Source organism: uncultured Methanobrevibacter sp., assembly GCF_902770715.1.
GTDB lineage: Archaea > Methanobacteriota > Methanobacteria > Methanobacteriales > Methanobacteriaceae > Methanocatella.
Window position 1 is genome coordinate 22,992 of the sequence record NZ_CACXTS010000006.1, and the last position, 17,913, is coordinate 40,904.

The following is a 17,913-nucleotide window of genomic DNA, read 5'->3' on the forward strand; positions in this document are numbered from 1 at the left end:
GTAATACTTTTTGGCTGTTTGTATTACCGAATTTAATTTTTTTATAAGTTTCAAAAAATTGGGGAATTTCTAAAAAAATTTTTGAGTAATACTGAGTATTTAAATGAATTTAAAAAAAGTAATACTTTGAGGTGTTTTAAGTGATTGATGAAATAACTGATTTCCTGTTTGGACTGAAAATGACAATTATTTCAGGAATATTTCTATTAATTGCAGTTATTTTTATGATTCTTGGAATTGACACTCCGATTTACTTAAATCCTGCATGGGGAACAGTAATCATTAGTGGAATTCCAATGTTATTATTAGCTATGACAAGACTAATCCGTGAAAAATGGATTTCATCTGCATTATTGATTGCAATTGCGATGGTGGCTTCACTGTTAATCGGTGAGATATTTGCAGCAGGTGAAGTTGCATGGATCATGGCATTAGGAGCTCTTTTAGAAGATTGGACAGTGGAAAGAGCTAAAAAAGGTTTAAGAAATTTAATTAACTTAACTCCACAAACCGGAAGAAGAATTGTGGATGGTAAAGAAGAAGTAATTTCTGTTGATGAAATTAAAATTGGAGATACTTTAAGAATTCTTCCAGGTGAAAGTGTTCCTGTTGATGGTGAAATTATAAATGGTACTTCATCACTTGATCAGTCAATCATGACTGGTGAATCCCTGCCGATAGACAAAGAAGTTGGGGATGAGGTATTCTGTGGTACCATGAATTTGTATGGTGCTATTGATATTAAGGCAACTAGTTTAGGTGAAAATTCTTCACTTCAAAAATTGATTGACCTTGTTAAAGCAGCTGATGAAAAACAGGCTCCAACACAAAGAATTGCTGATAAATGGGCTACATGGTTGGTTCCTATTGCATTAATAATTGCAATTGCAGCATGGCTTATCACAGGCAATATTGAAAGAGGAGTAACTGTTTTAGTTGTATTCTGTCCATGTGCACTGATCTTAGCAACACCAACTGCAATTATGGCAGCTATTGGTCAAGCTACAAAATATGGTGTGCTTATCAAATCCGGTGAAGCGCTTGAAACATTGGGTGGTCTTAATACTTTAGTATTCGATAAAACTGGAACATTAACTTATGGTAATTTAGAAGTTTCTGATGTTATCTCTCTGAAAGAAGATTTATCCGAAATGGATTTGCTTAAGATTGTCGCATCATGTGAAAAATTAAGTGAACATCCATTGGCTAAAGCTATTGTAAACAATGCAAAAGAACTTCAAGTTGATATTGAAGAGCCAAGTGATTTTAAAATGTATCCTGGTAAAGGTGTCTCATGTAAAAATTCTTATGGTCAAGTATATGCAGGAAACTCCAAATTCCTATCTGAAAATAATATTGATGTAAACATTGACACTCATATGGATAAGTTAAAACATGAAGGTAAAGCTTCAATCATTGTTGCATTAAATGATGAGGTTATTGGATTAATTGGATTATCTGATGTGGTTCGTGAAGATTCTAAAAGCATGATTGAAAACTTGCATGATTTAGGTACTGAAACTATATTACTCACAGGGGATAACACAGAAACTGCTAATTATTTTGCATCTAAAGTTGGAATAGGAAAAGTTTATGGGAATTTACTTCCAGAAGAAAAACTTTCATGGATTGAAAAACTTAAAAGCGAAGGCAAAAAAGTATGTATGATTGGTGATGGTGTAAATGACGCTCCCGCACTTAAAACTGCTGATGTAAGTGTTGCAATGGGTTCTGTTGGAAGCGATGTAGCTATTGAAGCAGCAGACATTGCGCTTTTAGGTGATGACATTGGCAAAATCCCTTATCTTAAAAAACTTTCTAATTCCACTTTATTTACAATCAAAGCAAATATTGCAATTTCCATGACAATCAATGCTGTTGCTATTGTCTGTTCTGTTTTAGGCCTATTAAATCCTGTAACTGGAGCTATTGTTCACAATGCAGGATCTTGTCTTGTCGTATTGAATGCGGCACTGCTCTATGACAGAAAATTCGATGATTCAATTAAAAAAATTGACACTGAAAATGTAGAGCATTCACATTATCATTTCCACAATGATGGTGATCATACTCATTCTCATGAGGGTGTTGTAATAATTGATGAAATCCAAACAGATAGTGGAATTAAGCATATGCATGTTCACAAACATGCTTTGGATAGACAAAGTTGTGAAGCTTATCACAACTAACTTTTTCTTTTTTTTAAATAGATATATCGCAATTAATATATATCTTGAATAATAATCTTATTTTAGGTATTAATATGAATGAAAAAATAATTTTAGGACTTCCAAAGGGAAGTTTAAATAATGTGAAAAGAGGAAATACTTATCAATTATTTGTTGATGCAGGTTATGAAGTCAAAGGATATGAACCTGGCGATGAAGCTTACGAAATTGAAATTTTAAATGATGATGACATTATTGCATTTCTTACCCGCCCACAATCCACTCCTGTAGAACTGAACAGAGGAATAATTGATATTGCTATTGTTGGAGAAGACTGGATTAAGGAAGAGTCCGTTTTGAGAGAAACCAATACTGTTAAGATTGGGGATTTGGATTATGGAAAGACTAGATTGATAGTGGCCGTTCCTAAGGATTCCCCATATGACAATTTATCAGATTTGTTCAGAGCAAATAAGGACAGAAAAACTCCAATTTTATGTTTTACAGAATATCCTAATTTAACAAGAAAATTCATGATGGAAAACGAAGCATATCAGGAAATCTATGGTGATGCAGTGCCGTTTGTCCAGGTTAGAGGTTTAACTCATGGGGACAATGAGATGGTTCAGGTCATCAACTCCGACGGTGCTACTGAAGTTTACATTGCCAAAGGTGCTGATTTGATTGTAGACAATACTCAAACAGGAAGCAGTTTGAAAAAGGCAGGCCTTAAAGAGATAGAAACAATTTTGCATTCATCAGCGGGCCTTTATGCAGGCGTAAGCTGCACTGGCGAAAAGCTCGACAAGGCTAAAATGATTTATGAACAGTTATTGGGAGCTATTACTGCTAAAAAATACTTTGATGTTAAGTTCAATATTGCAAACTCTAAAATAGATGAAGTTTCTGCTTATCTAATTGAAAACAGGCTTTGTGCTGATGAACCTACCATTACTCCAGGATCCGGCTTTTCTCAGATAAATGTGCTGATTCCTAAAGCAAAATTCCCTGAAATGGTTGATGCCATCAAAGGATTTGATGCAACTTCAATTATCAGAAATGATTTAAAACAGCTGGTTGAATAATCATTTCTTCACATTTTTCTTTTTTCTAAACACTGTTCAAAACCACACATTAAACCATCATGATAAATCATTAATATTTATAAAGTATACTTAACATAAATAAATATATTAGATTAGTAGATGGGGATAAAACATGTTAACATCTGTTCAAAAAGAAATTTTACAAACTTTAATTAATTTATATCAATCTTCCGATGGTAAATCAATTAAGGGAGAAGACATTGCTGAGGTTATGGGGAGAAATCCAGGTACAATTCGTAACCAGATGCAATCATTAAGAAGTTTAGGTCTAGTCAAGGGTGTACCGGGACCTAGAGGAGGATATAAGCCAACAATTGAAGCTTATCATTCATTAAACATATCTGTCTCTGATGATGATTCCAAAGTGCCAATATATAAAAACGGCAAAAGGATTGAGGATATCTCAGTTGCAAGAATTGAGTTTACAAGTGTTCCGCAGCCTGGTGAATGTGAAGCAGCAATAAAAGTTTTGGGAAGCATTAAAGACTTGAACTTAGGTGATACTGTAAGCATTGGTCCTACACCTGTAAATAATTTAGGAATTTTGGGCACTATCGTCGGCCGTGATGATATGGATAATATTCTCCTGGTTGATACCAAAACCATCAGAAGCATTCCAAAGCAAAGCGTTGGAGATATCGCAAGCAGAGATGTAATATCATTTTCCATGGACTGCTCTGTTAAAGATGCTTCTAAAAAATTAGCGGAAAATGATATTGATGGGGCTCCAGTCATAAAAGATGGAAAAGTTGTAGGAGTTTTCACATTGACTGATCTTGTTCGTGCTATTGCTGAGGATAAGGAAAATCTCACTGTTGGAGAGCTAATGTCAACAAATGTCGTGATTGTTAATGAAGATTTAAAGATAGCCAATGCAATTGAAGTCATGCTTAAAAAGTCAATTTCCAGATTGATTGTAGCAGATAACAATCAAACTTTACTTGGAATCGTAACTAGAACAGATTTGATTAATACGATTACCAATTTAGACCAATTCCCAATAATTACAAACTAATCCATGTGATTTAATGAAAGTTAACCAGATTAATGTAGAAAGCAATATGAAAATATCTGATTTGATCAATCAATTTGACGAATCAGGTGTTTTGGGTGCAGGAAGAGTTGCACGAGCATGTAATATATTGGCTGATATGATACAGGATGAAGACATGAGCGTCTTCATGAGTTTAGGAGGCCCTTTAATTCCGGGAGGAATGAGACATATTGTAACTAAAATGATAAATGAGGGTCACGTCGATTTGATTGTATCCAGCGGGGCCAATATTACCCATGACCTTGTTGAAGCCTTTGGAGGAGCCCATTATCGCCATGAAGGAAAAGATGATGAAGAACTCAATGAAGAGGGAATAGGTCGTATTGCAGATATTAATGTTGGTTCTGATGATTTTACTATTTTTGAAACTGAAATCATAAAAATATTTGAAGAGATTGCTTCAAAAAAGAAGGTTGTTTCAATTCAGGAATTATTATATGAAATAGGTCTTTTAGTTGAAGATGAAAACTCATTTGTAGCAACAGCTGCAAGAAATAATGTGCCGATATTTGCACCTGGTCTCATTGATTCAATGATGGGCCTTCAATTATGGATCTTTACCCAAGACCATGACTTTACAATTAGTGCTGTTGGAGACATGCCATATCTGTCAGATATTGTATTCGAATCCGAGAAAGTTGGTGCAATTCTTCTTGGAGGAGGCCTTACAAAGCATTATACTTTAGCATCTAACGTTATTAAAGGCGGTCTTGATGCGGCTATTCAAATTACTATGGACAGACCTGAAGCCGGAAGTCTTGGCGGCGCCCCTTTAGAAGAGGCTAAATCATGGGCAAAGGCAAGATGCGGTTCCAGCCTTGCAAGTGTGGTCGGTGATGTTACAGTTATTTTCCCATTGATTTATGCAGCAGCATTAGATAAGATTAACAGTGATTAGATGAGTTATATTATTTTAGCGATTTTATTTTTACTCTCCGGATTTTTCATGAAGTATTCGGATGATTTATTTGATGTCAATGATGATGTAAAATTTGCCAGCGTTTTTGGTGTTTTATGTGCAATCACATCTGCCGCAGCAACAGTTTACAGTATTGAAGCGGCTTATATTTTCATTGCAATTCTAATAGGCAATTTAATTGCTTTAAAAGTTGATGGAATTCATCATATCATTACATTACTTCTATTTGTTATTATATGCCTTTTGGTAGGAATTTCCGAGTTGAGCCTGGTTGTTTTATTGATTTGTATTTTAGCGGCTCTTGGCGATGAAGTCGGTCATGAGTTAATCTCAAAATTCACGAAAAATCGATTTTTAAATTTATTCTTTGAATATAGATGTGTAATGAAGGTTGTGATTTTACTTTTAGCCGTTTGTGGTGTATTCAGCTTTTGGATATTTTTATGCTTCATTTCATTTGAAATAGCTTATGAAATTGCAGGAATTATTTTTGAAAAATTTAATTAAAAAAAGAAGTTAAAAAGGAATTTAAATTCCTTTTATTTTATTTATTCTTGTTCTACGCCCATTTTAGCTGCTACTCTAGCAATGAGTACAGTTACGATTACAGCAATTATGGTTACAATAATAGCGTAGGTTAATAAACTAGGAATAGCATCTCCAGTACCTACAAAGGATTCAATTAATTTTTGAATTGCACTGTTCCATGCTTCACCAGCTACAAATGCGAATGCAGTTGTAATTAATGCTAAGATGGTTTCCATAATTAATTTTGTTACGTCGTTTGCCATACGTTTTCACCCCATTAAAAATTTATTTGTTCCCAGATTATAAGAACAATTTTATTTTTATTTTTTTTAATTAAAATAGTTTACTTTTATTTTAATGATTGGATTAAATTTTCACAAGCAATTTTAGGATTATCGGCTTCGTATATGCTTCTTCCAACAATAATTGCATTGGAGTATTCAAGTGTTTTTTTACCGTCTCCACCTTGCTTGCCAACTCCAGGAGAGATTATAAAAGCATTATCTCCGACAATATCTCTTATAATTGATAATCTGTCAAGTCTGGTTGCAGGTGCAACATAGTTTGTGATTCCCATATCCACTCCCATCTCAGCGATTTTTTCTGCATCTTTCTGTAGAAACATTTTGGCTCCCGGATGTGACATTTCAGTTAATAGGAATATTTCCTTTCCATGATTGTTGGCCATGTCGAGGCAAGCCTGCACGCTGTCTGATCCTACAAATCCGTGGCATATTATTGCATCTGCTCCTGCTTTGAATGTTTCATCACAGATTTTTGAGTTTGTAGCATCAATGTCCGCTACTTTAAAGTCGCATATCACCTTAAATCCGAATTTGTCTTTTAGTTTATTGATTATTTCAAGGCCTTCTGCAAGTGCTAATGGATATCCTATTTTTATTGTGTCGATATAATCTTTAATGGAGTCACAAATTTCAATAGCTTCACTTTCGCTCATCACATCAAGTGCTAAAATTAAACTATTTTTTATTTTCATAGTATCTACTTTCTTATTTTTTTTATTAAAATTATTAGGTTTGCCTAAATTTTGTTTAGGGTATTACTAATAATATTTATATATAATAACGTATATATTTATATTATCAATAAAACTTTAATAAATTTTAAATATATTTTAAATTTTTATTGAGTATTTTATCAATTAATTTTGATAGGTTATTTGGAGGAAATTATTTATGCATATTATGGAAGGATATTTACCATTAACATGGTGTATTATATGGTTCGTCATATCCATCGCCGTTGTGGCTTTTGGTATTTATCAAATTAAAAAAATTGTAGATGAAAATCCTGAATCCAAGGCTTTACTCGCTGTAAGTGGTGCATTCATGTTCATCTTATCATCTTTGAAACTACCTTCTGTTACTGGAAGTTGTTCTCACCCTTGTGGTAACGGATTAGGTGCAGCATTATTTGGTCCTGCTGTAACTGCAGTATTAGCAACTATCGTACTTATCTTCCAAGCACTTTTACTTGCTCACGGTGGATTAACTACTTTAGGTGCAAATATCTTCTCAATGGGTATTGTTGGACCATTAGTTGCATGGCTTGTATACAAAGGTTTAACTAAAGCTAATATTTCATCAACTATTGCAATCTTCTTTGCAGCATTCTTAGGTGACTTATTAACTTACGTAGCTACTTCATTCCAATTAGCATTCGCATTCCCTGCTCCTACTTTTGGTGCAGCATTAACTGCTTTCTTAACTATTTTCGCAGTTACTCAAGTGCCATTAGCTATTGGTGAAGGTATCTTAACAGTAATTATCTGGGACAGATTAAAAGCATACAAACCAAAATTATTAGATAAACTAGGTGCATTAGCTCCTAATGAAGCATAAGGTGATTATAATGAAAACATCAACATTAATTATTTTAGCAGTTGTTTGTATAGTGATATTTATCGCACCATTAGTAATGTTCAGCGGTCACGGAGAAGATGACGGATACTTTGGTGGATCAGACGATGCAGCTAGTGAACAAATTGAAGCATCAAATTATGAACCATGGTTTTCATCAATATGGGAACCACCTAGTGGTGAAATAGAAAGTTTATTATTTGCTCTTCAAGCAGCTATAGGAGCAATCATTATTGGTTACTTCTTCGGTTACTGGAGAGGACAAGGTAAAGAAGAATAAATCTTCTTTATTATTTTCTTTTTTTTAGAGATTAAGTGATTTTATGAAATTTGATATGGATTATATTGCGCATCATAATGCTTTAACAGAAACAAATCCTTATTTTAAATTGTTTTTGACAATAATTATATTAATTGTTACATTAGCACTAGATAATCTATATTTTGACGTATTTGTTTTTATTGTAATGTCTATTGTCATATTGGCCATTGCTAAAATCAACTATAAATCTTATTTGAAATTCTTATCACTTCCAATGGCATTTCTTGTGATAACCTGTTTCTTTTTAATGTTCTTCTTTGGAAAAGGGGATGTTATTTATGAAACTGGAATATGGGGTATTGTAGTAACTACAGATTCTTGGCATTATGCAGTATATACATTTATGCGTGTAATGGGATGTTTACCTTGTTTAGGTTTTCTAGCTCTTACTACACCTATTGCAAAAATTTTAAATTGTTTAAGGACTTTGAAAGTTCCTAAAATATTAATTGAAATTGCCCTTTTGATGTATAACACCATTTTCATATTTTTAAATGAAATTGATACAATGCAAAAAGCACAGGAAACAAGACTTGGATATCATTCATATTGGTCTTCATTTAAATCTTTAGGTGCTCTTGTAAGTACAATATTTTTAAGGTCCCTTGATAAAAGTGAAACATTGCAATTTGCTTTAGATTCAAGAGGCTATTCTGGTGACCTTCCAGTTTACGAACCAAGAAAAAAGGAGAATTAAGATGTTAGAGGTAAAAAATATTAAATATTCCTATAATGCTGAATATCAAGCACTTAAAGGAGTCAGCTTAAAAGTTGAAAAGGGTGAAATGGTTGCTCTTTTAGGTAAAAATGGTGCTGGTAAGTCAACATTGTTTCTTCAGTTAAATGGTATTTACAGACCTGATGAAGGACAAGTTTTCATTGATGGTGAAGAATTAAAATATGATAAGAAATCTTTACTTAAATTCAGACAAAAAGTTGGAATTGTATTCCAAAACCCTGATGATCAAATATTTGCTCCAACAGTTGAAGAGGATGTTGCATTCGGTCCTTTAAACTTAGGTTTATCTATGGAAGAAGTTCAGGACAGGGTTGAAGAGGCTTTAGCCCGTGTTGGAATGAGTGGATTTGAAAAAAAGGCTCCTCATCATTTAAGTGGAGGTCAAAAGAAAAGGGTTGCTATTGCAGGAATTCTTGCAATGAAACCGGAAATAATGGTTTTGGATGAACCTACTGCAGGCCTTGACCCGCAGGGAGTAGTTGATTTATCAATATTGTTAAGGGAGCTAAATGATGAAGGAATTACAATCATAATTTCAACACACGAAGTTGATTTGGTTCCGAATTATGCGAAAAGAGTCTTTGTTTTAGTAGATGGTCTTTTGATTGCTGAAGGAACTCCTAAAGAGATTTTTGCAAAACCTGAGATATTGGAACAAGCTAACCTAAAAGTCCCAATCGTTACAGATTTATTCCAACAGCTTGAACGTGAAGGCTTTGATATGCAAGGGGACTATCCGTTAACAATTGATGAAGCTAAGGATAAGTTTTTGGAATTGTTAAACAAAAACTAATTTTTTTTTTAATTCAAAAATTTTTCATAAATTTACAACTCAAAGTATTACTCGTGGTAATAATTCATAATACTTTTTTTAAAATTAATTAAACATTTATATTAATAGGAACATATTTTTTTTATAAGGTGAATTAAATGAGAATTGGAATATGTGATACAACTTTTGCTCGATTTGATATGGCCGCTGCAGCTATTGACGAGCTTAAAAATAACGCTTATGATTTAAAAATTATCAGACAGACAGTTCCAGGCGTAAAAGATTTGCCTGTAACTGCAAAGATTCTCATTGAAGAGGAAAACTGTGATATTGTAATGGCGCTTGGAATGCCGGGACCTATGGAAAAGGATAAGATGTGCGCTCATGAGGCATCAACCGGCTTAATCAATGCACAGCTCATGACAAACACCCATATCCTGGAAGTGTTTGTCCATGAGGATGAGGAAGAAGATCCGGTCGAGCTTGCTAAGCTTGCAGAAAACAGGGCACGCGAACATGCGCAAAATTTAATTAAAATGATGTATCACAGAAAAGCAATGAGAAAAGAAGCGGGCATGGGAATGCGTGAAGGAAAAGAAGATGCAGGACCGTTATAAAAAGGTGTAAAATGGCAATAGAAATCAGCAAGGAAGATAAGGATGCAACATATGTTGTTCTTCCAGCATATAATGAAGCAACAAGAATTCAACCGGTTATTGATGAAATAGCTGAAAAGGGATACAATATGGTTATTGTCAATGACGGTTCATCAGACAATACTCTGGATGTTGTTTTAGAATCCAAAAGGAAGTACCCCGACCAGATTCATATTTTTTCTTTAACTATCAATCGTGGAGTGGGTATTGCAACCCAAACAGGTTTTGATGCGGTTTTAAGATTCAATCCAAAATATGTTGTCAGTATGGATTCCGATGGTCAGCATTCAGTGGATGATTTGGATAATGTGCTCGAGCCATTGGTTACCGGTAGGGCAAAGGCAGTAATAGGTGTAAGGCCGTTCAAGGATATGCCGTTCAGCAGAAGCTTTGCAAATGGAATAATGAACCTTCTAACAAAAATATTTTACAAGGTGGATGTGAGCGATTCACAGACTGGTTTTAGGGCAATTACAATAGATGCATTAAAACAGATTACAATCAACGCCAGAGGATACCTTATTTCCTCGGAATTTATCCGTGAAGTAAATGATAAAAACATTCCTTTTGAAGAGGTTCCTATTAAAACAATCTACACTCCCGAAACCCAAGCTAAAGGAACTAATGTGAATGAAGCAATTAAGATATTGTTCCAGATGATCAGACATCAATTTTAAAGGTGATTAAATGTTATTATATTCCATCATATTTCCAATAATATCAATTATAGCTATTGTGTGGTTTTTATTCAGATATTTAAATCAAAAACAGTCCTTGCTTACAGTTATTTTGTGGGCTATTTTCTGGATAATTGTTAGTTTATTTGCTATTTTCCCAAATTTCAGTAATGCTTTTGCTAAACTGTTCGGAATAACCCGTGGTTTGGACTTCATTATTATTTTAGTCTTTGCCGTTTTAGTTTATACAATATTTAAATTGTATAACAGAGTCGATAAGCTTCGGGATGACGTAAACACTTTAGTAAAGGAAATTGCCTTAAAAAATGAAATAACTCTTGAGGAAGAGGAATAATCTATGTTATATTTCAGAGGATGCACTGCACGAGAAAAGCTAACAAGCATTCAGGAAGCAACAGAAAAATTATTGAAGTTGGCTGACGTCGATTATCATGTTTTGGAAGATGAAAAATGTTGTGGATCTGTTCTGCTTAGAACTGGTTTTTTAAAGGAAGCTCAGGAACAGATTGAAAAGAATACTGAGATTCTTAAAGGCGAAACAGTCATAACATCATGTGCCGGCTGTTATAAGACATTAAAAGAGGATTATGATGGATTGGATGTAATCCATATCTCCCAATTGTTGAATCAGTTGATTAATGAAGGCAAACTAGACGTATCTAAAACAGATTTGAATGTTACATATCATGATTCTTGCCATTTGGGCCGTCATTGTGATGAATTTGATGAACCTCGTGAAGTCATTAATTCTGTTGCCAATTTGATTGAAATGGAAAATGTTCGTGAAAATAGCTTGTGCTGCGGTGCAGGTGGAGGAGTAAAGTCAGCCTATCCGCAAATTGCATCAGAGATGGGAAAATCAAGGATTGAACAGGCAAAGGAAACAGGCTGTGAAACATTGGTGACACCATGTCCATTCTGCAAGCTTAATCTGGAAAATGATGATTTGGAAGTACTCGACTTGACTGAATTTTTAGTGAAATATGGTGATTTGGATGAAGGACAGTGAACTTGAAACCATGAGAAAATCTTTCAATACTGTTAAGAAAAGATCAAACTCAATAAAGGAGTCACCTTCCACCAAAAGGCTGATTGAAAGGGTTCGTGAAGTCAAGAAATACTCAATTGAAAACAATGAGGAACTGATAAATCAGGCTTCAGAATCATTTGAACACAATGATATTGATTTTAGATTTGCTAAAAATTCAAAAGAGGCCTTAAAGATTATAGATGAATTATTGTTGGAATATGATTGCAGCACCATTGCAAAAGCCAAATCAAATACATTGGGTGAAATCAAACTTAAAAAACATTTGGCAGATAAGGGCATTGACATTGTCGAAACAGATTTGGGGGACCGTATCCTACAGCTTAAAAAGACAGATAACAATCCTGTTCATCCAACAGGACCTGCTTCACATTTAAATGTTTCAGACATTACTGATATAGTAAATGAATCATTGGGTGTCAATGTAAATCCCGAACCAAGGGAAATTATGGAAGCCGTAAGAGGCGATGTGCTAAAACGCATAGAAAGTGCAAATGTAGGTATAAGTGGAGCTAACGCTATTGCATCAGAAGAAGGGTCCCTTGTAATGGTGCACAATGAGGGTAATATTTCAATAGTTTCACTGAAGGATTTGCATATAATCGTAGCTGGAATTGAAAAAATCGTGCCGACATTGGAGGACGCAATATCCGTTTCAAAACTCGAAACAATCTTTGCAACAGGAAGCTATGTAACATCATATATGAACGTAATATCCGGGCCGTCAAAGACTGCCGATATTGAGAAAAAACTCTTGAAAAACATGTATGGTGCTGAAAAGGTAGTGGTAATCCTGTTAGACAATGGAAGAAGCAAGGCAACACCTGAATGTCTTTATTGCATCGGTTGCGGAAATTGTGTTGTGCACTGTCCTGTATATAATGCAGTTGGAAATGAATTCGGATTCAACAATTATTTGGGTGGACGTGGAGTTGCAATGTCAAAATTCATTGAAGATGATGAGGCATGCTACAACTCAGGTCTCTATATGTGTACATTATGCGGTCTATGCACATTGAATTGTCCATTAGCTATTCCAACAAATGAAATTATTGAGAATCTTAGAAAATTATCAACTGATGCTGGTTTTTATCCAAAAGCACATGGAATAATAAAAGAAAATATTTCTCAAAACGATTCACCATATTAATTTTTATTTATTAATTTTTTTTCAAAAAACCAATAATATTATAAATAATAAGGAAGTAATATTATTATATTATAATATTATATTGGAGGAAATATATGCTTCTATTAATAAGTCCTATAAATCGTGAAGAAGCTCTCGAATCTATTGAAGGTGGAGCAGATATTGTTGATGTGAAAAATCCTAAAGAAGGTTCTTTAGGTGCTAATTTCCCATGGGTAATTAAAGAAATCAGGGAATTAACTCCCGAAGATAAACTTGTAAGCGCTACTTTAGGTGATGTTCCTTACAAGCCAGGTACAGTTTCACTTGCAGCAATGGGTGCTCACGTTTCTGGAGCAGATTATATTAAAGTTGGATTATACGGAACAAAAGACCATGATGAAGCTGTTGAAGTCATGGAAAATGTTGTAAAAACTGTAAAAGATGTTAGTGAAGATACAATTATTGTAGCTGCAGGTTATGCTGATGCTCACCGTGTTGGTGCAGTCGGCCCTATGGAAATACCAAAAGTTGCTAAAGATGCAGGATGCGACCTTGCAATGCTTGATACTGCAGTTAAAGACGGTCATACATTATTTGATTACTTAGATATTGACCAATTAAAAGAATTTGTTGAAGAAGCTCACAGTTACGGTTTGCTAACAGCACTTGCAGGATCCGTTAAAAAAGATCAATTGAAACCATTGCATGACATTGGATGTGATGTTGTTGGTATCAGAGGAGCTGCATGTGTTGGCGGTGACAGAAATACAGGTAAAATACACCACACTGCCGTAGCAGAGCTTAAAGAATTATTAGATTCATTCTGATTAGGTGTTATTTATGTCATACTCAAAAAAAGTTCAAGAAGCAAGAATGTCTTTCACTTTTGATGATTTTCTTTTAACTCCAAATGCAAGTTACGTTGAGCCTAAAGACATTGATACTACAATTGAATTGGGCAAAGGAATTAAATTGAATATTCCAGTATTAAGTGCAGCAATGGATACTGTAACTGAAGCGGACCTTGCAATCGCCATGGCACAACAAGGTGGTATTGGTGTACTTCACAGAAATCTCTCACTTGAAAGGCAAGTTGAAGAAGTTATAAAAGTAAAAAATGCTGAAGATTTAACAATTCGCGATGTAATAACAATTTCTCCTGATTCTACTGTTGGAGAAGCTGAATCTTTAATGCGCAATGAACTTATCAGCGGTTTGCCTGTTGTTGACGGTGATAAGATTATGGGTATCATCTCAAAAAGGGACATCAGGCCTGTTTTAAATTCAGAGCCATCCACAGCAATCAAAGAAATAATGACTTCCGATGTAGTCACTGTTGAGGAAGGGGTTTCCGCTGAAGATGCATTAAACGTCGCTTATGAAAATAAGGTTGAAAGACTCCCTGTTGTTAAGGACGGCAAATTGGTTGGAATCATAACCATTAAAGATATTTTAAACCAAACTCAATATCCGAATGCTGCCCGTGATAAAAACGGAAACTTTTTGGTTGCAGCCGCATGCGGTCCATTCGATTTGGACAGGGCAATGGCACTTGACCAAGCGGGTGCGGACATCATTTCAATCGACTGTGCTCATGCTCACAATATGAATGTAGTTAAATTCACCGAAACCATTAAGGACAACATCGATGCTGAATTGTGTGTAGGTAACATTGCAACTGCAGAAGCTGCTGAAGACTTGATTTCAATGGGTGTAGATGCACTTAAAGTTGGAATCGGTCCTGGTTCAATGTGTACCACCCGTATTGTAGCTGGTGTAGGTGTTCCTCAATTGACCGCCATTTCAGATGTTGCTGATGCAACTCGTGATTCAGGTGTCCCTGTTATTGCAGATGGCGGTATCAGATACTCCGGTGATGTTGCTAAAGCTATTGGTGCCGGTGCAGATGCAGTAATGCTTGGAAACTTACTTGCAGCTTCCCTTGAAGCTCCTGGTGATATTGTTGTTATGAACGGAAAACAATATAAGAAATACCGTGGAATGGGATCCATGGGTGCAATGACCAGTGAGTTTGACGGTGGAGCAGACAGATACTTCCAAGGTCAAAAAAGTAAAATGAACCACACTAAATATGTCCCTGAAGGAATTGAAGGTGCTGTACCATACAGAGGTACAATTGAAGAAATTCTTTTCCAATTGGTTGGTGGATTAAAATCATCCATGGGATACTGTGGTGCTGAAAATATTGCTGCAATGAAAGAAAAAGCAAAATTCGTTAGAATTACAAGCAGTGGAATTAAAGAATCCCACCCTCATGACTTGTTAATTACTAATGAAAGTCCTAATTATCCAACTCTTGAATAATTAGGAATTATCAATTTTTTTTGATGGGAAATATAATGGAGCATATAGATTTATAGGAAATTGGATTATTCTCATCAAAATTATTATATTTTATATTAAAACAAGTGTTTTTTCTTTAAAATACTTATTTTTACCAAACCTTTAAATATAAGTAAGTATAATATTATTACATTAGATAATTTTATGATTATTTTAGATAATCAATGTAAATTCAATAAATTTACATTTTATTAAATTTTATTATTAATGGAGAGAATTTAAATGGCAAGAACTAAAAAAGTGGGTATTACAGGAAGGTTCGGTGCAAGATACGGAAGAAAAGCTAAAAGATCTGTAAAGATTATTGAAGAAAACATGAAAAAAGATCATGTTTGTCCTAAATGCGCTAGACCTTATGTTAAAAGACAAGCTGCTGGAATTTGGAAATGCAAAAAATGTGGTGCAGTATTTACTGGTGGGGCTTACGTTCCACAAACTCCTATGGCAAAATCTGCAGCACGTAGTATAAGAGACATTAAAGTGGAGGAATAGGCCTTGTATAGGTGTCCACGTTGTGGAGCAGAAGTAGACCATAAGAGCTACATGGAAAATAAATGTCCTAAATGCAGATATAGGATTTTATTTAAAAATGTTCCAGAAACAACAAGAATTATAAAAGCAAGATAATTTCATCTGCTTTTACTAAATTTTTTACTATTTTTGATTTAAATGTTAATCTCAACTTCTAGAAAACCTTCTCAAAAAACTAGAAAATTCTGTAAAAATTTAGCGCATGCAACTGGTTCTACCTCAGTAAATAGGGGTAAAATGAACATGCGTGAACTTTTGTTAAAGGCATTGGAAGTTGATGAATTTAATTTAGCTATTGTAAATGAGATTAAGGGTAATCCAAGTAGGATTTCATTTTATTCTAATAAAGGGGATTTATTGCTTACAATTCTCATTGGAGCATCTGAAGAAAACGAAAAGATGAACATTGCTCCATCACAATTAAAAATAGTATCTGAAGTTGACAAACTCAATGTCTTAAAGGATATCTTAGACATGGATTTAGTGGAAAGCGCAGAGGAAAATTATATCTTGATTTCTAAAAGTGATGATTCAGTCGCTATGATAAATTTCATTAATAAATTTGGGGAAAAGCTCAAATTCCAAATTAATGTCAAAAAGCTTTTAGAGGTTTCAAATGATTGATGACAGCCTTCTTGAGCGAGTTAAAAGTAACATAGTCATTGAATTTGAAGATAATAGTCAAGCCAAGATAATTTATGATTCCATACTTTTAGAATTCAACACTGCTCCTGATTTCAGATCATCCATGACAATCGATTTGGATGAATCTAATATTGTGATTAATATTGATGCGGAAGATTCTACATCATTTAGAGCTTCTGTCAACTCAGCAATCAAGTGGATTAAACTGGCATTAGAAATAAATAACTTAACCAATTAATGTTTATATAATTATTAATTAAAAAGGTGATAATATGGAGATTCCTGAAAATATTCAACAACAATTAAATCAGTTTCAACAATTACAACAACAAGCTCAAGCTGTAAGCATGCAAGTTCAAAATGTTGAAATTCAAATTCAAGAAACTGAAAAAGCTTTAGAAGAACTTAAAAAAACCGATAGCTCTACTGAAGTATTCAAACAAGCTGGTACTTTACTCATTAAAGTGGACTATGATGATGCTTTAGCTGACATGGCTGACAAATTGGAAACTCTTGAATTAAGAAAACAAACCATGTCCCGTCAAGAAGAAAGAGTAATGAAAAAACTTGAAGAAATGCAAGCTACTATCCAAGCTGCAATGCAAGGTATGGGCCAATAGGCTTAATACTTTATTTTTCTTTTTTTTAGGATTTTTATGTCAAAATTAAAATTATTATCTCAAGATGATTTAGCTACTATTTCTGATGATTTTGGTGAAATTCTTGAAAGTGAAGTTTCAAAATGCATTTCAATGAAAGAATTAGAAGATTTGGACTTGGACATTGTTCTTAATTACGAAAACGAACAATTGGATGTCGATGTCGATGTTGGCGTTTTATTTGATGAACTTTCTGAAATTACTCAAGATCAAGTTATGAATGCTATTGATGCGGCTTATTTGAAGTTCGATTCCTATATCGATGAGAATTTCAGAGTTTAATTATTTTTTTTAAATTCGTAAGTATTACTTTTTTTAATTTTTATAATATTAATGTAATACTTTTTTATAAAAAAGTATTTATATAATAAAAACAAATTATTATTTAGAGTTTGAAGTAACCTAATAGCTTAGCAATATTAAGACAACACGTAATACTATCTTTCAAATTTCCCTCTTTTTCTACTTCAAACTTTATTTTTATTTATTTATTCAATTTAACTTTATCAAGCAAATTTTATTAAAAATAATGGCATTTCAAGTCTTTAAAATTTGGTGTTTTATAATTTTTATAATTTTATTCATTTATGTTAAAAAATATTGAATTAATTTTAAATTATGTTTAAATTTTTTATATATTTTTAAAAATTATAAATTCAAGTTTACTTTAATTTTTCTAAATTATAGTAACA

At 33.8% G+C, this 17,913-nt stretch carries 24 protein-coding genes; 22 read left to right on the forward strand and 2 right to left on the reverse strand.

Going from position 1 to position 17,913, the window contains the following annotated elements; genetic code table 11:
* The first annotated feature begins 140 nt into the window (after positions 1–140).
* From QZU81_RS02610 to QZU81_RS02630, 5 genes are all read left to right on the forward strand, one after another.
* Positions 141–2,189 carry a cation-translocating P-type ATPase gene (locus QZU81_RS02610; protein ID WP_295589286.1) on the forward strand — a complete coding sequence of 683 codons (2,049 nt, stop codon included), beginning with the start codon at positions 141–143 and terminating at the stop codon, positions 2,187–2,189.
* 74 nt (positions 2,190–2,263) lie between these two features.
* The gene (locus QZU81_RS02615; protein WP_292850466.1) at positions 2,264–3,253 is read left to right on the forward strand and encodes an ATP phosphoribosyltransferase; all 990 of its coding nucleotides are present in this window, start codon (positions 2,264–2,266) and stop codon (positions 3,251–3,253) included.
* Between the two features lie 133 nt (positions 3,254–3,386).
* Positions 3,387–4,289: a CBS domain-containing protein gene (locus QZU81_RS02620; protein WP_292824412.1), complete on the forward strand. Its 903-nt coding sequence runs from the start codon at positions 3,387–3,389 to the stop codon at positions 4,287–4,289.
* 13 nt (positions 4,290–4,302) lie between these two features.
* Complete coding sequence (locus QZU81_RS02625) at positions 4,303–5,226, forward strand: deoxyhypusine synthase (RefSeq protein WP_295589289.1); 924 nt, start codon at positions 4,303–4,305, stop codon at positions 5,224–5,226.
* Positions 5,227–5,754, forward strand: a complete 528-nt coding sequence (locus QZU81_RS02630; RefSeq protein WP_295589291.1) for a hypothetical protein — start codon at positions 5,227–5,229, stop codon at positions 5,752–5,754.
* A gap of 41 nt (positions 5,755–5,795) precedes the next feature.
* Here QZU81_RS02630 and QZU81_RS02635 read toward each other — a convergent pair whose 3' ends face one another.
* Positions 5,796–6,038 (reverse strand): DUF5654 family protein, encoded by a 243-nt coding sequence (locus tag QZU81_RS02635; protein WP_292850453.1) that lies wholly within the window; start codon positions 6,036–6,038, stop codon positions 5,796–5,798.
* 86 nt (positions 6,039–6,124) lie between these two features.
* Positions 6,125–6,772: an orotidine-5'-phosphate decarboxylase gene (gene pyrF, locus QZU81_RS02640; RefSeq protein ID WP_295589293.1), complete on the reverse strand. Its 648-nt coding sequence runs from the start codon at positions 6,770–6,772 to the stop codon at positions 6,125–6,127.
* A 199-nt stretch (positions 6,773–6,971) separates the two neighbouring features.
* Between pyrF and QZU81_RS02645 the strand changes: the two genes are divergently transcribed.
* The 17 genes from QZU81_RS02645 (at position 6,972) to QZU81_RS02725 (ending at position 17,503) form a co-directional block, all read left to right on the forward strand.
* Positions 6,972–7,637: an energy-coupling factor ABC transporter permease gene (locus tag QZU81_RS02645; RefSeq protein ID WP_295589294.1), complete on the forward strand. Its 666-nt coding sequence runs from the start codon at positions 6,972–6,974 to the stop codon at positions 7,635–7,637.
* 10 nt (positions 7,638–7,647) lie between these two features.
* The gene (locus QZU81_RS02650) at positions 7,648–7,935 is read left to right on the forward strand and encodes an energy-coupling factor ABC transporter substrate-binding protein (RefSeq protein WP_292824431.1); all 288 of its coding nucleotides are present in this window, start codon (positions 7,648–7,650) and stop codon (positions 7,933–7,935) included.
* Positions 7,936–7,978: 43 nt separating this feature from the next.
* The gene (gene cbiQ, locus QZU81_RS02655; RefSeq protein WP_295589296.1) at positions 7,979–8,674 is read left to right on the forward strand and encodes a cobalt ECF transporter T component CbiQ; all 696 of its coding nucleotides are present in this window, start codon (positions 7,979–7,981) and stop codon (positions 8,672–8,674) included.
* A gap of 1 nt (position 8,675) precedes the next feature.
* Positions 8,676–9,509 (forward strand): ATP-binding cassette domain-containing protein, encoded by an 834-nt coding sequence (locus QZU81_RS02660; RefSeq protein ID WP_295589298.1) that lies wholly within the window; start codon positions 8,676–8,678, stop codon positions 9,507–9,509.
* Between the two features lie 137 nt (positions 9,510–9,646).
* Positions 9,647–10,105 (forward strand): riboflavin synthase, encoded by a 459-nt coding sequence (gene ribC, locus QZU81_RS02665; RefSeq protein ID WP_067041664.1) that lies wholly within the window; start codon positions 9,647–9,649, stop codon positions 10,103–10,105.
* 11 nt (positions 10,106–10,116) lie between these two features.
* Positions 10,117–10,821: a glycosyltransferase family 2 protein gene (locus tag QZU81_RS02670; protein ID WP_295589301.1), complete on the forward strand. Its 705-nt coding sequence runs from the start codon at positions 10,117–10,119 to the stop codon at positions 10,819–10,821.
* A gap of 10 nt (positions 10,822–10,831) precedes the next feature.
* On the forward strand, positions 10,832–11,176 hold the full coding sequence (locus QZU81_RS02675) for a DUF2304 domain-containing protein (RefSeq protein ID WP_295589303.1): 345 nt from the start codon (positions 10,832–10,834) through the stop codon (positions 11,174–11,176).
* 3 nt (positions 11,177–11,179) lie between these two features.
* Positions 11,180–11,851, forward strand: a complete 672-nt coding sequence (locus QZU81_RS02680; RefSeq protein WP_295589305.1) for a (Fe-S)-binding protein — start codon at positions 11,180–11,182, stop codon at positions 11,849–11,851.
* Positions 11,838–13,040, forward strand: coding sequence for an LUD domain-containing protein (locus QZU81_RS02685; protein ID WP_295589308.1), 1,203 nt, complete (start codon positions 11,838–11,840; stop codon positions 13,038–13,040). Before QZU81_RS02680 ends, QZU81_RS02685 begins: the two co-directional genes overlap by 14 nt.
* A gap of 95 nt (positions 13,041–13,135) precedes the next feature.
* The gene (locus QZU81_RS02690; RefSeq protein WP_292824451.1) at positions 13,136–13,849 is read left to right on the forward strand and encodes a (5-formylfuran-3-yl)methyl phosphate synthase; all 714 of its coding nucleotides are present in this window, start codon (positions 13,136–13,138) and stop codon (positions 13,847–13,849) included.
* Between the two features lie 13 nt (positions 13,850–13,862).
* The gene (gene guaB / locus QZU81_RS02695; protein ID WP_295589311.1) at positions 13,863–15,347 is read left to right on the forward strand and encodes an IMP dehydrogenase; all 1,485 of its coding nucleotides are present in this window, start codon (positions 13,863–13,865) and stop codon (positions 15,345–15,347) included.
* A 261-nt stretch (positions 15,348–15,608) separates the two neighbouring features.
* Positions 15,609–15,878: a 50S ribosomal protein L37Ae gene (rpl37A, locus tag QZU81_RS02700; protein ID WP_292824457.1), complete on the forward strand. Its 270-nt coding sequence runs from the start codon at positions 15,609–15,611 to the stop codon at positions 15,876–15,878.
* A gap of 3 nt (positions 15,879–15,881) precedes the next feature.
* The gene (locus tag QZU81_RS02705) at positions 15,882–16,013 is read left to right on the forward strand and encodes a DNA-directed RNA polymerase subunit P (RefSeq protein ID WP_082706360.1); all 132 of its coding nucleotides are present in this window, start codon (positions 15,882–15,884) and stop codon (positions 16,011–16,013) included.
* Positions 16,014–16,055: 42 nt separating this feature from the next.
* On the forward strand, positions 16,056–16,541 hold the full coding sequence (locus QZU81_RS02710) for a Brix domain-containing protein (protein WP_292824460.1): 486 nt from the start codon (positions 16,056–16,058) through the stop codon (positions 16,539–16,541).
* Positions 16,534–16,800, forward strand: a complete 267-nt coding sequence (locus tag QZU81_RS02715; protein ID WP_295589315.1) for a KEOPS complex subunit Pcc1 — start codon at positions 16,534–16,536, stop codon at positions 16,798–16,800. The genes QZU81_RS02710 and QZU81_RS02715 overlap by 8 nt, the downstream gene beginning before the upstream one ends.
* Positions 16,801–16,834: 34 nt before the next feature.
* The gene (locus tag QZU81_RS02720) at positions 16,835–17,182 is read left to right on the forward strand and encodes a prefoldin subunit beta (RefSeq protein ID WP_292824466.1); all 348 of its coding nucleotides are present in this window, start codon (positions 16,835–16,837) and stop codon (positions 17,180–17,182) included.
* A 36-nt stretch (positions 17,183–17,218) separates the two neighbouring features.
* Positions 17,219–17,503, forward strand: a complete 285-nt coding sequence (locus tag QZU81_RS02725; RefSeq protein ID WP_292824469.1) for a DUF3194 domain-containing protein — start codon at positions 17,219–17,221, stop codon at positions 17,501–17,503.
* Positions 17,504–17,913: the final 410 nt, after the last annotated feature.

What these genes read in the sequence shown, in the direction of transcription:
- QZU81_RS02615 (WP_292850466.1), top strand. Translation starts at nt 2,264, where the DNA reads ATGAATGAAAAAATAATTTTAGGACTTCCAAAGGGAAGTTTAAATAAT.
- QZU81_RS02620 (WP_292824412.1), top strand. Translation starts at nt 3,387, where the DNA reads ATGTTAACATCTGTTCAAAAAGAAATTTTACAAACTTTAATTAATTTA.
- QZU81_RS02625 (WP_295589289.1), top strand. Translation starts at nt 4,303, where the DNA reads ATGAAAGTTAACCAGATTAATGTAGAAAGCAATATGAAAATATCTGAT.
- QZU81_RS02630 (WP_295589291.1), top strand. Translation starts at nt 5,227, where the DNA reads ATGAGTTATATTATTTTAGCGATTTTATTTTTACTCTCCGGATTTTTC.
- QZU81_RS02635 (WP_292850453.1), bottom strand. Translation starts at nt 6,038, where the DNA reads ATGGCAAACGACGTAACAAAATTAATTATGGAAACCATCTTAGCATTA.
- pyrF (WP_295589293.1), bottom strand. Translation starts at nt 6,772, where the DNA reads ATGAAAATAAAAAATAGTTTAATTTTAGCACTTGATGTGATGAGCGAA.
- QZU81_RS02645 (WP_295589294.1), top strand. Translation starts at nt 6,972, where the DNA reads ATGCATATTATGGAAGGATATTTACCATTAACATGGTGTATTATATGG.
- QZU81_RS02650 (WP_292824431.1), top strand. Translation starts at nt 7,648, where the DNA reads ATGAAAACATCAACATTAATTATTTTAGCAGTTGTTTGTATAGTGATA.
- cbiQ (WP_295589296.1), top strand. Translation starts at nt 7,979, where the DNA reads ATGAAATTTGATATGGATTATATTGCGCATCATAATGCTTTAACAGAA.
- QZU81_RS02660 (WP_295589298.1), top strand. Translation starts at nt 8,676, where the DNA reads ATGTTAGAGGTAAAAAATATTAAATATTCCTATAATGCTGAATATCAA.
- ribC (WP_067041664.1), top strand. Translation starts at nt 9,647, where the DNA reads ATGAGAATTGGAATATGTGATACAACTTTTGCTCGATTTGATATGGCC.
- QZU81_RS02670 (WP_295589301.1), top strand. Translation starts at nt 10,117, where the DNA reads ATGGCAATAGAAATCAGCAAGGAAGATAAGGATGCAACATATGTTGTT.
- QZU81_RS02675 (WP_295589303.1), top strand. Translation starts at nt 10,832, where the DNA reads ATGTTATTATATTCCATCATATTTCCAATAATATCAATTATAGCTATT.
- QZU81_RS02680 (WP_295589305.1), top strand. Translation starts at nt 11,180, where the DNA reads ATGTTATATTTCAGAGGATGCACTGCACGAGAAAAGCTAACAAGCATT.
- QZU81_RS02685 (WP_295589308.1), top strand. Translation starts at nt 11,838, where the DNA reads ATGAAGGACAGTGAACTTGAAACCATGAGAAAATCTTTCAATACTGTT.
- QZU81_RS02690 (WP_292824451.1), top strand. Translation starts at nt 13,136, where the DNA reads ATGCTTCTATTAATAAGTCCTATAAATCGTGAAGAAGCTCTCGAATCT.
- guaB (WP_295589311.1), top strand. Translation starts at nt 13,863, where the DNA reads ATGTCATACTCAAAAAAAGTTCAAGAAGCAAGAATGTCTTTCACTTTT.
- rpl37A (WP_292824457.1), top strand. Translation starts at nt 15,609, where the DNA reads ATGGCAAGAACTAAAAAAGTGGGTATTACAGGAAGGTTCGGTGCAAGA.
- QZU81_RS02710 (WP_292824460.1), top strand. Translation starts at nt 16,056, where the DNA reads ATGTTAATCTCAACTTCTAGAAAACCTTCTCAAAAAACTAGAAAATTC.
- QZU81_RS02715 (WP_295589315.1), top strand. Translation starts at nt 16,534, where the DNA reads ATGATTGATGACAGCCTTCTTGAGCGAGTTAAAAGTAACATAGTCATT.
- QZU81_RS02720 (WP_292824466.1), top strand. Translation starts at nt 16,835, where the DNA reads ATGGAGATTCCTGAAAATATTCAACAACAATTAAATCAGTTTCAACAA.
- QZU81_RS02725 (WP_292824469.1), top strand. Translation starts at nt 17,219, where the DNA reads ATGTCAAAATTAAAATTATTATCTCAAGATGATTTAGCTACTATTTCT.